Consider the following 12462-nt stretch of genomic DNA (forward strand, 5'->3'; position numbering starts at 1 on the left):
GAGCCGCCGTGATCTCCGCCGCCGCCCTCACCGCCGGTCTCGCCGAACTGGGCGTCCGCCCGGGCACCGTGCTCCACGTCCAGGCCTCACTGCGAGCACTCGGACCGGTCGCGGGCGGCGCGGGCGGCGTGGTCGACGCGCTGCTCGACACCCTCGGGGACCAGGGCACGCTGGTGGCCTACACCGCCACCCCGGAGAACTCCGCCACCTCGCGCGTCCACCGGGCCGCCGTCGCCGGGCTCACCCCGGCGGAGACCGCCGCCTACCAGGACCGGATGCCGCCCTTCGACCCCGCCACCACCCCGTGCTCGCCCACCATGGGGGCCCTCTCCGAAGCGGTCCGCACCCGCCCCGGTGCCCGGCGCAGCAGCCATCCGCAGACCTCCTGGGCCGCACTCGGGCCCCGGGCCGGCGAGATCACCGCCCGCCACCCCCTCGCCTCCCACCTGGGACCGGATTCTCCGCTCGGGAGGCTGTACGACCTCGACGCCCGGGTGCTGATGATCGGCGTCCCGATGGCCGGCTTCACGGCCTTCCACCTCGCGGACCTGCGCATGCCGGACGTGCGGCTGCGCGAGTACCGCTGCGTCGGCGAGGACGGCTGGACCACCTTCACGGCCCCCGACCTGGACGACCTCCACTTCGGCGCGCTCGGCGAGGAGGTCCTGCGGACCGCCCGCGGCATCACCACGGCGCGCATCGGCGGCGCGGACTGCCGCCTCGTGCCGGTCCGGGAGGCCGTCGACCTCGCGGAGCGGATCCTGCGGCGCCCCCGGGCCTGAACCCGCCACCCGTCGCCCGTCGCCTGCCGCCCGTCGCCCGCCGCCCGTCGCGCCGGGGACGGTGGTGACAGCCCCGCCCCGGAATCCAAGCGGCGCCGGGGGTGGTCGCTCAGGCGGTGGTGAGTTCACGGACCGTGGCGGCGACGGCGGCGAAGTCCTTGCGCAGGATCTTGGAGTGGTTGCTCGGGACCTTCGTGCTGAGCTTGATGTCGGGGTTGCGGGCGACGACGGCGTCGAGGCCGGCGCGGATCCCCTCCATCACCTTCGGGTCGCCGCCCAGGTTGCCGCCGCTGGCCAGGACGTACCGGGTCGGTGTGGTGATGCGGTCGAAGACCGGGTCGAGGGCGGCGGGTGCGCAGAGTTCGTTGAGCTCGATGTTGATCTCGGCGTGTTGGGCGGCGCTCATCCGGGCGGCCAGGCCGAGGCGGCGGCAGAGCGGGAACAGCGGGCTCAGGCGGCGGAACAGCTTGCGGATCTGGGCCTTGGTGGTGTCGTCGAGCCACTCGTGTGCCATCGCGCCGTCCACGGACACCACCCCCCGGACGCGGTGGGGGTGCCGTGCTGCCCAGTGGATCGCGAGCATGGCGCCGTAGGACCAGCCGACCAGGATCGGCCGCTCGACCCCCCGTGCGGTGAGGACGGCGTCGAGGCTGCGGACGGAGGACTCGAAGGAGTAGTCGGAGGACGTCCCGGACTTGCCGCGGGCGCGCTCGTCGTAGGTGATGTGCCGGTAGCCGCTGCCGAGTTCGGCGATGACGTGCTTCCAGTGCGACTGGTCGGCGTAGGAGCCGTTGAGGTAGACGACGGGGATGCCGGGGCCGCCGGTGTCGGTGACGGCGAGGGCGGTGTCGTCGACCGGGACCATGCCGCTCCATGCGGGTCGTTCGGTGGTCATGGTGAGTGTCCTAGGGGTCTCAGAGGCTGCGGGCGGTGATGTCGCCGTGGGAGGTGGTGGCGCGGATGTCGAGCGCGGTGGTGCCGTCGTTGCGCAGGGTGTTGCTGATGCGGCCGTGGGCGGTGGCGGCGTCGAGGGAGGCGGAGGCGCCGGGGGCGGCGCCGACGGCGATGTTTCCGGACTGGGTGGTGAGGGTGACGGTGCCGCGTTCGGCCTGGTTGACGCGGATGTCGCCGCGGGTGGTGCTGATCTCGGCGGGGCCGGTGAGGCGGCCGATCTCGATGTCGCCGTCCACGGCGGTGAGACGGACGCTCGCGGCCTCGTCGATCCTGGTCTGGCGGTAGGCGCCGTCGAAGGAGAGGTCGCCGAGGCGGCCGACGACGCGCAGCTCGGCGGCTTCGGCCTTGGCCTCGACGCGGGAGCCGGCCGGCAGCTGGACGGTGACCTCGATCGAGCCCGCGCCGAAGAGTCCGCCGGCGTCGGGGGTGCGGATGTGCAGGACGCCGTCGAGGTAGGTGGCGGTGGTCTGCTCGGCGGTCTGGACGTCGCGGTTCTTCCCGGCGTTCGCGGGGCGGACCTCGACGGTGGTGTCGGTGCGGTCGGCGGCGATCAGCTGGACACGGCCGGCGGGGATGTCGAGGACGGCGGTGATCGCGGCGGGGGTGTCGAACTTCTGCATCGTGCTCTCCTTCGTGAGGCGGCGGCCGCTCGGTGCGCCCGCCGTTTCTGACGATGGAAAAGCTACGTTGCGTTCGAGAATCAGGCAACGCGTTCGTTGCTCAAAAAGCAGATCTACGCAGGTGGTGACCGAGAAATCGTTGCACTCGTTCTGAATCGAATGCAACGACATGAGACCTGTTCATTGCAATGGATTGTGAGTGAACGCTATCCGGGCCTGAATCGCCGCCGTCGGAACGGCAAGGGACGGCGGCTGGGCCTGCCGGACCGGACCGTCGCGGCAGGCCTCGGTGCGTGGAAGTCGCTGCGGTCGCCGGCGAAGCCGCCGACCACCGGCGGGTACGGGCGGTCGGCCCGGCGGTCGGCCCGGCGGATCGGCCGACCGCCGGGTCTCGCGGTCGCAACGCACAGGGCCGTGCCCTGGCGGCCGGGGGCGGGGAAGGCGACCCCGTCGAGACCCGGGACGACCTCAGGCGACGAAGTGGTCGAACTCGCCGGCCTTGGCGCCGCGGACCCAGGCGTCGAACTTGACGCGGGTGGTGGTGACGATGCGGGTGAGGTCGTTGGACTCGCGGATGTAGACGAGTTCGCCGTCGGAGGCGATCTCGATGTAGTCCGCCGAGCCCGCGCTGAGACTGGACCTCTGCCACTCGAGATGTTCCACGGGTGCCCCTTCTGGTGGTTCGCGGCGGCCGGGACGAGGGTACTGCCCCGACAGCACTGATGGCGGCATCGTTTCGGTCATGTCAATTCGTACGAGTCGTTGTGCTATTCCATTGGGGAGTCAGTCGTTCCTACACTGAAGCCCCGCCGCACGGGGGCTGCGGGAGGCAGGTTGCCGACGGGCCCGGGGGAGGCGCGTGTGACTGACCGGGGCTGGGACGAGGACGACTCCCGGCCGTACTTCTTCCTCTCCTACGCGCACACCCCGAAAGCCGGTGCGCGGGGCGCGGGCGACCCCAACCACTGGGTCAGGCAGCTGTACCGGGACCTCTGCGAGGCCGTGCTGCAACTGACCACGGTGCCGGACGGGGCGTCCGTGGGCTTCATGGACGAGTCCATGCACCAGGGCGAGTTGTGGGCCGACCGGCTGTCCGAGGAGCTGGCGACCTGCCGGGTCTTCGTGCCGCTGTACTCACCCCGGTACTTCAACAGCGTCCCGTGCGGACAGGAATGGCACGCCTTCACCCGCCGCCCCGTCTACCCGGCGAACCTCGACTCCGAACGCACCAGCGGCATCGTCCCCGTGCTGTGGGCGCCGATGAGCCGCTACCGGCTGCCGAAGGTGGCCGGCGAACTGCAGTTCAACCACGCGAGTTTCGGGCCCGACTACGCCACCGAAGGCCTGTACGCGCTGATGAAGCTCACCTACTTCCGCTCCGCGTACGAGCTGGCCGTGCACCGGCTGGCGGCGCGGATCGTGCAGGTCGCGGAGGAGACGGTGATCCCGGTCGGGCGCCGCCTCGACTTCAACGGCCTCCCGAGCGCGTTCAACGTCACCGCCCCGACCAAGCAGCTGCGGATCTCCGTCCTCGCCTACCACCAGGGGGAGTTGCCCACCGACCGCAACCCCGACTACTACGGCGAGCGGCGTACCGACTGGCACCCGTACCGGCCGGTCGGCTCGCCCATCGCGCAGCACGCCGTCCGGCTGGCACGGCAGTTGGGCTTCCAGCCGACCGTGCACGAGTTCGACGACGAGGTCGAGTCGATCATCGAGGGCAACGCCGAGGCGCCCGGCCTGCTGCTGCTCGACCGGTGGGCGCTGCGCGACCCGCGCCGACGGGAGCTGGTACGGCGCTTCGACCGATCGGACAGCACCTGGGTGAGCGTCCTGGAGCCGTGGAACGCCGACGACCCGGAGTGCGGCGAACGCGGCGGAGAACTCGGCGACTTGAGCGACGACGCCCTGCGCAACACCCGGCGCGCCAGCCGGCCGAGCTTCCTCGGCGCGACCGGCCCGACCGGCCTGCACACGCTGGAGGACTTCGACGACGCACTGCCCCGGGCCGCGATGAAGGCCAAGTACGCCTTCGAGAGCCGCACCAGGGCCGAGCCGGAGGAGCCGCCACCGCCCCGCCCGAGCCTGCGGGACGCGTTCCGGCCCGTCGGAGGCGGGTACGGTCCGGACGGATCAGACCCGGACGGATCCGACCCGGACGGGTACGGCCCGGACCCGTCCGAACCGGGGGAGGGCAACGGCCAGGGCCGGGGCCCGGGCAACCGCGACGACCCGTACCGCGCACACGATCCGCACGGCGAGCCCGACCCGCACCGCGCACACGATCCGCACCGCGCACACGATCCGCACCGCGAGCCCGACCCGTACCGCGACGACGGCGATGACCCCGATGACGGGATGGCGCCCCTGGGAGGACGAGGAAACCGATGACCGAGAACCGCACCAGGAACCTCCGCCTCGGGGGCCTCACCGCCGCCGACCTGGTCGCCCAGCGCGAGGCCGAGCGGCGCGCCGCGGAACAGGACCGCAACGGCCGGATCATCACCTTCTACTCCTACAAGGGCGGCACCGGCCGCACCATGGCCCTCGCCAACACCGCCTGGATCCTGGCCGCCAACGGCTTCCGGGTGCTCACCGTGGACTGGGACCTGGAGGCGCCGGGCCTCGCCAAGTTCTTCCACCCGTTCCTCGACCCGGCCTCCCTCGCCGGCACCACCGGGATGATGGACCTGATCGCCGAGTACCGCGAGGAGGCGCTGCGCCCGGTCGAGCACGCCGAGGGCTGGCACCTGGACTTCGCCCGGGTGCACCCGCACGCGCTGTCGCTCTCCTGGCCGCACTTCCCGTCCACCGGCAGCCTGGACTTCCTCTCCGCGGGCCAGTTCAACCGGGACTACTCCGAGGCCGTCACCCACCTCGACTGGGACATCTTCTACGACCGCTTCGACGGCGGGCAGTTCTTCGACGCCCTCAAGGCCGACATGGCCAAGCGCTACGACTACGTGCTGATCGACTCCCGCACCGGCCTGTCCGACATCGCCGAGATCTGCACCGTCCAGATGCCCGACGACCTGGTGGTCTGCTTCACCCTGAGCGACCAGTCGATCGACGGCGCCTCCCGGATCGCCCAGCACATCCACGACCGCTACCGCGAGCGCGGCATCCGCATCCTGCCCGTCCCGATGCGCATCGACGAGGGCGAGAAGGAGAAGGCCGACGCCGGCCGGGCGCTGGCGAGAGTCCGCTTCGACGGCCTGCCGTCCGGCCTCAACGGCGAGGAACTCGCCCAGTACTGGGGCTCGGTGGAGATCCCGTACCGGCCGTTCTACGCGTACGAGGAGATCCTCGCGACCTTCGGCGACCAGACCGGCACCCCCACCTCGATGCTGGCCGCCTGCGAGCGGCTGACCTCCATGCTCACCGACGGCCGGGCCCCCGGGCTGCCGCCGATGGACGAGGCGGTCCGGCTGCGCTACGTCGACGCGTTCACCCGCCGCCGCCCGTCCGTCCCCGCCGACCTCTACCTCTCCTACGTCCCCGAGGACCGGATGTGGGCGGACTGGATCGAATCCGTGCTCACCCGGGCCGGCTTCCGGGTGCTGCCCCGGGACCTGAGCGCCGGCACCGACCCGCGCGAGGAGACCGAGCGCGGCATCGACTCCGCCTTCCGGACGGTCGCCGTGCTCTCACCCGCCTACCAGCGCTCCCCGCAGGCGCGGGCGCTGTGGGAGTCGGTGGTCAGCTCCGACCCGTCGGGCACCCGGCGCCAGCTGCTGCCCGTCCGGGTCGGCGACGTGCGGCTCACCGCGCCGTTCAGCAACCGCAACCCGGTCGACCTGGTCGGCCGCGACGAGGCGCAGTCCGTCCAGAGCCTGCTGCGCGCACTCGGCCGCGGCGACGCCACCCTCGACGACGCGCCCAGCGGCGGCCCGCGCTTCCCCGGCAGCAAGCCGTCGGTGTGGGACGTCCCGCCGCGCAACCCCTCCTTCACCGGCCGCTCCGCGGTCCTGGAACAGCTGCGCAACCAGCTGCGCGGCGGCATGGCGGCCGTCCTGCCGACCCCGCAGACCCTGTACGGGCTCGGCGGCGTCGGCAAGACCCAGGTGGCGCTGGAGTACGCCCACCGCTTCATGTCCGACTACGACCTGGTCTGGTGGATCGACGCCGAGCAGACCGAGCTGGTCGCCCCCGCGCTCGCCGAACTCGCCCGCCGACTGGGCCTACGGGTCGGCGACTCGGTGACCGAGGCCGCCGAGGCCGCCCGGGAGGCCCTGCGCCGCGGCGTGCCGACCTCGCGCTGGCTGCTGATCTTCGACAACGCCGACGAGCCCGCCGAGATCCGCCGGTTCTTCCCCGGCGGCTCCGGCCACATCCTGGTCACCTCCCGCAACCAGGCCTGGACCGGGCACGCCGAGGCACTGGAGGTCGACGTCTTCACCCGCGGCGAGAGCGTCGAGCACCTGTGCCGGCGCGCCCGCAGCCTCTCCCGGCCGGACGCCGACCGGGTCGCCGAGGCGGTCGGCGACCTGCCGCTGGCCGTCGAGGTGGCCGCCGCCTGGCTGGACACCACCGGGACACCGGTGGAGACCTACGTCACCCAGCTGCACGCCGAGGCGGCCCGCGCGCTCGCCGTCGGCCGGCCCGCCGACTACCCGACCCCGGTCGCCGCGACCTGGAACGTGTCGATCGGACGGCTCCGCGAGCAGTCTCCGGCGGCGGTGCGGCTGCTGCAGCTGTGCGCGTTCTTCGCGCCCGAGCCGATCTCGATGAACCTCTTCTACAGCGACCAGATGATCCGGGCACTGGTGAGGTACGACGCCGACCTCAGCGACAAGTTCATGCTGGGCAAGGTGATCCAGGCGATCGGCCGGTACGCCCTGGCCAAGGTCGACGCCGGCAGCAACAGCTTCCAGGTGCACCGGCTCGTCCAGGCGGTGATCCGGGCCGGGATGACCGCCGACGAGCAGGAGATCGCCGTCCACGAGGTGCACCGCATCCTCACCGGCGCCCGGCCCGTCCTCGGCGACACCGACGACCCGGCCAACTGGCCCGCGTTCGACGAGATCTGGCCGCACCTGTCGCCCTCCAGGGCGCACAACTGCGACGAGGCGGACACCCGCCAGCTCCTCATCGACCGGGTCCGCTACCTGTGGAAGCGCGGCGAACTCGACCGCGCCCGCGACCTCGGCCACGCACTCGACGCGGAGTGGACCAGCAAGCTCGGCGACGACGACCGGCAGACCCTGCTGCTGCGCTTCCAGCTCGCCAACGTGCTGCGCTCCCAAGGAAACTACGCCGAGGCGCTGGCCCTGGACGAGTCCACCCTGGAGCGCCAGCGGGCGCTGCTCGGCGAGCACCACCCGTACACCCTGATGACGGCCGGATCGCTCGGCGCCGACCGCAGGGCACTCGGCCGGTTCCAGGCAGCACTCGACCTGGACCGCGAAATCCTCGACCAGTTCCGCGAGTTGTTCGGCGACGACAACCCGCGCACGCTCTCCATGGCGAACAACCTGGCGATCGACTACCGGCTGGTCGGCGACAGCGAGGCCGCCCGCGAACTCGACCAGGAGACCCTCGACCGGCGCACCGCCGTGCTCGGCCCCAAACACCCCTACACCCTGTCCACCAAGTCCAACCTGGCCCGCGACCTGCGCGAACTCGGCGACTACCGAGGCTCGGTGGACCTGCTGCAAGAGGTCACCGCCGACCTCGGCGACGTCCTCGACCCGGACCTGCCGGAGAACCTGCGCAACGCCAAGTCGCTGGCCGTCTCCCTGCGCCGCATCGGCCAGCTCGCCGAGGCCCGCCGGATCACCAAGGAGACCTACGAGCGCTACCTGGAACGCTACGGCGCCGACGCCCCCGACGCGCTCGCCTGCGCGCTCAACCTGGCCGCCGACCACAGCGCCTCCGGCGACAAGGAGGCCGCCCGCGACCTCTGCTCCACCGTCTTCGAGGGCCACCGGCGGCTGTTCGGCGACGAACACCCGTTCACCCTGGCCTGCGCCAACAACCTCGGCATCTACCTGCGCGGCAGCGGCGACGTCCAGGGCGCCATCGAGCGCGGCCGGCTCACCGTCGAGGGGCTGACCCGCTCGGTCGGGGCGAAGCACCCGTACACCCTCAACGCGATGATCAACCTGGCCAACGCCTACGGCGACGACGGGCAGCCGGAACTCGCCGAACAACTCGGCCGGGCCGCCTACCAGGGCCTGTGCGAGCGCTACTCGTCGCAGCACCCGGACGCGGTGGCCTGCGAGGCCAACCTGGCGATCACCCTCAGGTCCGTCGGCCGGCACACCCAGGCCGCCGAACTGCGCTCCCGGGCGATCGCCGAGCTGATCCGGCAGTTCGGCGAGGAACACCCCAACACGGTGTCGGCGCGCGGCTGGAAGCGGATCAACCGCGACCTGGAGCCGCAGCCGGTGTGACGGCCCGGGCGCGAGGCGCCCGGTGACCGGGAGGGGCGGGGTACGCTGCCGAGCCATGGCCACCACCCCGCCCCCGGTCCTGGTCACCCGGCGCCTCGCGCCCGGTGTCATCGAACGGCTCACCGCCCACCACGCCGTCACCTACCAGGACTCCGACCTGGCGATGGACCGGTCCGAACTGCTCGCCGCCGTCCGCGGCCGGCAGGCCGTCCTCACCACCCTGGACGACCGGGTGGACGCCGAGTTCCTGGACGCGGCCGGCCCCGGGCTGCGGATCGTCGCCAACCACGCGGTCGGTTACCACAACGTCGACCTGGCCGCCTGCGCCGAGCGCGGCGTACTTGTCTCCCACACCCCCGGCGTGCTCACCAACGCCACCGCCGACATGGCTTGGGCGCTGCTGCTGGCCGCCACCCGCCGGCTCGGCGAGGGCGAGCGGCTGCTGCGCTCCGGTGCGCCCTGGACCTGGGCGCCGAACTTCCTGCTCGGCCTGGAACTGGCCGGCACCCCGCTGGGCGTGCTCGGCATGGGCCGGATCGGGCAGGCGGTGGCCCGCCGGGCCCGCGCCTTCGACATGCCGGTCAGCTATCACAACCGGCGCGAACTGCCGCCCGGCCAGGCCGAGGGCGCCGACTGGAAGCCGCTGGAGGAGCTGCTCGCCACCTCCACCGTGCTGGTCGTCACCTGCCCGCTCGGCGACGCCACCCGGCACCTGCTGGACGCCCGCCGGCTGGCACTGCTGCCGCGCGGCGCCGTGGTGGTCAGCATGACCGCCGGGGTGGTCGACGAGGAGGCGCTGGCCGCCGCGCTGGAGTCCGGCGTGCTGTTCGCCGCCGCCGTGGACAACTTCGAGCACGAGCCCGCCGTGCCGCCCGCGCTGCTCGCCCAGGAACGGGCGGTGCTGGCCCCGCACCTGGGCAGCGCCACCGTCGCCACCCGGCAGGCGATGGGCGGGCTCGCGGTGGACAACGTCCTGGCGGTGCTCGACGGCCGGGAGCCGGTGACGCCGGTGAAGCCCTGAGGGGCCGGGCTACCGGGTCTTCGGCTGCTGGTAGTACGTGGCGGTGAGGAGCCAGGCGATGAGGGGGCCATGGACCTCCCGCGCCTGCTCCAGCGTCATGCCGACCGGGTCGGTCGAGACGTGCTGGCGCAGGTCCCGCCGGTCCTTCCGGGGCAGTCGCCAGGCGGTCATCAGGCGGTCGCCCGGAACGTCCCACTCGACTTGACCGTAGTCCTGCCCGTCGTGGACGAGGTGGGGACCGGGGCGGTCGGTATCCGGTTCGGGTCCGAACCCGAACCGGTAGTGCGACGGCCGGGTCGGCAGGCGCTCGAGCAGTTCGGGAACCGCCTGCTCGATGGGCGTCGACGGCGCGAAGTAGGCGATGACCCGCAGGTGCCCCGTCAGCGCCGACTCCGTCCCGGGCGTGGCGTGGGGGACCGGGATGAAGCCCAGCCGTGAACCCCGTCGGCAGCTGTCGATCGTCTGGCTGAAGACGGGCCGGAGCGCGTGGGTCCGCGCGAGCTCCGACAGCCGCACCCGCAGCTGTTCCTCGGCCTCCTCGCGGGCCTGCCGGACGGCCTTCGAACGGACGACCCGCCGCAGCCGCCACGTCGCCGGCACACCGGAGGCGAATGCCGCCTTCCCGGCGACGAGGACGAGGAGCACGACGACCCCCAGGATCTGTTTCGCCTTCGCCGGCCCGCGGCGCCAGTCGCTCATCCGCCCATGCTCGCCGAGTCGGCCGGCCCGCACCTGAGTACGCGTACTCAGAAACCGGTCCGGGACGTGTGGTCAACCGGCCGCCCAGGCAAGGGCGGTGGTCATCACCCGGAACGCGCCGAAGTGCGCGGCGCCGGGCTCCACGAAGAGTTCGGCGCCCGGGATGTGGTCGGCCAGCCAGCGCGAGTGGTCGACCGGCGAGAACTGGTCGTCGGCGCCGTGCCAGAGCCAGGTCGGCACCCGGATGGAGCCGATGTCGAAGCCCCAGTCGGCGGTGAAGGCCAGCACGTCGTCGATCCAGCCGTCCGCGCCGTGCCGGAACGCCTCCCGGTAGTTGCTCTGGAGCATCCGCCGCAGCCCGCTGTCGGCCACCACTTCCCGGTCGGCGGAGGAGAGTTCGGTGCGCAGCCCGTTCAGCAGCCGGACCGGGTCGTCCTTGATCTGCCGGGAGCGGAACTCCATCGCGTCGGCGATCCGGCTGTGCCCGAGCTCCGCCTCCTTGTAGGCGCGGACGTTGGACGGGGTCATCCCCGCGTACCAGTCCAGGCCGGCCGCGTCGCGCGGCGCGAGGCCCACCAGCACCGCCACCCGGCTGACCCGCTCGGGCAGCAGCGCGGCGCAGGCCAGCGCGTGCGGGCCGCCGCCGGAGCGGCCGAGCACCGCGAAGCTGTCCAGCCCGAGGTCGTCCGCGATGGTCCGCACGTCCGAGGCCGCCGCGCTGACCCGGCGGCCGAACAGCCGGGTCGAGTCGCCGTAGCCGGGCCGGTCGTACGAGATCAGCCGGACGCCGAGCCGGTACAGCACGGTGCTGCGCGGGTGCGGGCCGACCCGACTGCCGGGCATCCCGTGCAGCAGGAACACCGGGCGGCCGCGCGGGTCGCCGAGGGACTCGACGGCGAGGGCACGGTCGTCCGCCGTTTTGACCATCCGTAACGACACCTGCGGCCTCCTCAGTGCTCCGGGTCGGTTCCGTGCGCCGGGTCGGTTCCGTGCTCCCGGTCGGTGGTGGTGCGGACCTCCCGGCGGGCCTGCCAGGTGGTGTGCTCGCGGGAGATCGCGTCCTCGGCGTCCCGGGCCAGCCGGGCCCAGACCTCCTCGGCCTCCTTGGAATCCAGGTCCAGCCGGGCGAGTTGGCGCTGGATCTGCGCCAGCTCGGCGGCCGCCAGCCCGTACGCCGCGGCCAGCGGGCGGAACTGGCGCAGCTGCGCCCACGCGGTGACCGAGGCGGCCACCGCCGAGACCGTGCCCAGTGCGTCGTAGGTGAACGCGCCGAGTGCCCGCAGCACCGCGAGCACCAGCCCGAGCGCGGGCAGCAGCACGCCCAGCATCCCGGCCCAGTACCCGGCCCGGGCGCAGTAGCGGGCCTTGGCGCGGTACCAGTCGTGCTGCACCTGGATCCGCTCGGCCAGGTACACCTCGCGGCGCACCGCCAGCGGCTGCTCGCGCAGGTCGCGCATCGCCGCCGTGACCTCCACCCCGCTCCCGGGGACGGCCACCGGGGTGTCCCGGAAGGCGCCGAGCACCCGGCCCAGCTGGAAGCGGTACAGGCCTTCGGCGTCCGGCAGGGCGCGCGGCGGCGGCTGGTAGGCGTCGGCCCGGACGGCGTACTTCCAGGCCAGGGTCTTGACCGACTCGGCGGCCGCCCGCCCCTCGTACCAGAGCCCCTGCGGGTTCTGGCGGCTGATCACCACCGCCAGGGCGATCGCGCCGAGGTAGGCGGCGGCCGCGGGCCAGGCCCTGGGCGCGCCGTCGGCCGAGCCGGTCGCGGCGGCGATCACCAGCAGGACCAGCTCCCAGGCGGAGAGCAGCACCGAGCGGCGCTGCCCGCGCAGCGAGGCCGCGTCGGCGGCCCAGAAGAACTCGGGCAGGAGGTCCCGCTCGCGCACCCACCCCGTCCGTCCAGCCCCAGACGCCATGTTCGGCCCCCACCTGTCGCACCGGTAGCACCGCTTTCCTGCCCCGGGCGGCTTCCCGGTACGCCTGGCGGCGTC

The 12462-nt window shown here is 72.9% G+C and carries 10 protein-coding genes; 4 read left to right on the top strand and 6 right to left on the bottom strand.

All coding sequences use genetic code 11. The annotated features are described in order from the left end of the window. The first annotated feature begins 8 nt into the window (after nt 1–8). Nucleotides 9–782, top strand: a complete 774-nt coding sequence (locus IF30_RS0110405) for an aminoglycoside N(3)-acetyltransferase (RefSeq protein WP_030235228.1) — start codon at nt 9–11, stop codon at nt 780–782. 109 nt (nt 783–891) lie between these two features. On the opposite strand, the gene IF30_RS0110410 is transcribed toward IF30_RS0110405, so the two are convergent. The 3 genes from IF30_RS0110410 to IF30_RS0110420 all read right to left on the bottom strand — a co-directional run bounded on the left by IF30_RS0110410 (nt 892) and on the right by IF30_RS0110420 (nt 3019). After that, nucleotides 892–1677, bottom strand: coding sequence for an alpha/beta fold hydrolase (locus IF30_RS0110410; protein WP_030235231.1), 786 nt, complete (start codon nt 1675–1677; stop codon nt 892–894). Between the two features lie 19 nt (nt 1678–1696). Continuing rightward, nucleotides 1697–2356: a DUF4097 family beta strand repeat-containing protein gene (locus IF30_RS0110415; RefSeq protein WP_030235234.1), complete on the bottom strand. Its 660-nt coding sequence runs from the start codon at nt 2354–2356 to the stop codon at nt 1697–1699. A gap of 468 nt (nt 2357–2824) precedes the next feature. Continuing rightward, nucleotides 2825–3019 (bottom strand): DUF397 domain-containing protein, encoded by a 195-nt coding sequence (locus IF30_RS0110420; RefSeq protein WP_030235238.1) that lies wholly within the window; start codon nt 3017–3019, stop codon nt 2825–2827. 198 nt (nt 3020–3217) lie between these two features. On the opposite strand from IF30_RS0110420, the gene IF30_RS41260 reads away from it, so the two are divergent. From IF30_RS41260 to IF30_RS0110435, 3 genes are read left to right on the top strand one after another with little or no spacing between them, the layout of a single operon-like run. Beyond that, the gene (locus tag IF30_RS41260; protein ID WP_051709729.1) at nt 3218–4747 is read left to right on the top strand and encodes a TIR-like protein FxsC; all 1530 of its coding nucleotides are present in this window, start codon (nt 3218–3220) and stop codon (nt 4745–4747) included. After that, complete coding sequence (fxsT, locus tag IF30_RS0110430; RefSeq protein ID WP_078891281.1) at nt 4744–8751, top strand: FxSxx-COOH system tetratricopeptide repeat protein; 4008 nt, start codon at nt 4744–4746, stop codon at nt 8749–8751. Before IF30_RS41260 ends, fxsT begins: the two co-directional genes overlap by 4 nt. A gap of 55 nt (nt 8752–8806) precedes the next feature. Continuing rightward, on the top strand, nt 8807–9772 hold the full coding sequence (locus IF30_RS0110435; protein WP_030235247.1) for a 2-hydroxyacid dehydrogenase: 966 nt from the start codon (nt 8807–8809) through the stop codon (nt 9770–9772). Nucleotides 9773–9781: 9 nt separating this feature from the next. Here the strand turns inward: IF30_RS0110435 and IF30_RS0110440 are convergent, their stop codons facing one another. The 3 genes from IF30_RS0110440 to IF30_RS0110450 all read right to left on the bottom strand — a co-directional run bounded on the left by IF30_RS0110440 (nt 9782) and on the right by IF30_RS0110450 (nt 12357). Beyond that, nucleotides 9782–10471, bottom strand: a complete 690-nt coding sequence (locus tag IF30_RS0110440) for a hypothetical protein (protein ID WP_030235250.1) — start codon at nt 10469–10471, stop codon at nt 9782–9784. A 72-nt stretch (nt 10472–10543) separates the two neighbouring features. Next, nucleotides 10544–11398, bottom strand: a complete 855-nt coding sequence (locus tag IF30_RS0110445) for an alpha/beta fold hydrolase (RefSeq protein ID WP_030235254.1) — start codon at nt 11396–11398, stop codon at nt 10544–10546. Between the two features lie 23 nt (nt 11399–11421). Next, a complete protein-coding gene (locus tag IF30_RS0110450; protein ID WP_051709731.1) occupies nt 11422–12357 on the bottom strand; it encodes a DUF4231 domain-containing protein in 936 nt (311 codons plus the stop codon). Nucleotides 12358–12462: the final 105 nt, after the last annotated feature.

Source organism: Streptomyces sp. NRRL S-350 (genome assembly GCF_000719705.1).
Taxonomy (GTDB): Bacteria; Actinomycetota; Actinomycetes; order Streptomycetales; family Streptomycetaceae; genus Kitasatospora.

Excerpts from the sequence above, each read along its gene's own strand:
- IF30_RS0110410 (WP_030235231.1), bottom strand. The coding sequence starts at position 1,677 with ATGACCACCGAACGACCCGCATGGAGCGGCATGGTCCCGGTCGACGAC.
- IF30_RS0110415 (WP_030235234.1), bottom strand. The coding sequence starts at position 2,356 with ATGCAGAAGTTCGACACCCCCGCCGCGATCACCGCCGTCCTCGACATC.
- fxsT (WP_078891281.1), top strand. The coding sequence starts at position 4,744 with ATGACCGAGAACCGCACCAGGAACCTCCGCCTCGGGGGCCTCACCGCC.
- IF30_RS0110435 (WP_030235247.1), top strand. The coding sequence starts at position 8,807 with ATGGCCACCACCCCGCCCCCGGTCCTGGTCACCCGGCGCCTCGCGCCC.
- IF30_RS0110440 (WP_030235250.1), bottom strand. The coding sequence starts at position 10,471 with ATGAGCGACTGGCGCCGCGGGCCGGCGAAGGCGAAACAGATCCTGGGG.
- IF30_RS0110445 (WP_030235254.1), bottom strand. The coding sequence starts at position 11,398 with ATGGTCAAAACGGCGGACGACCGTGCCCTCGCCGTCGAGTCCCTCGGC.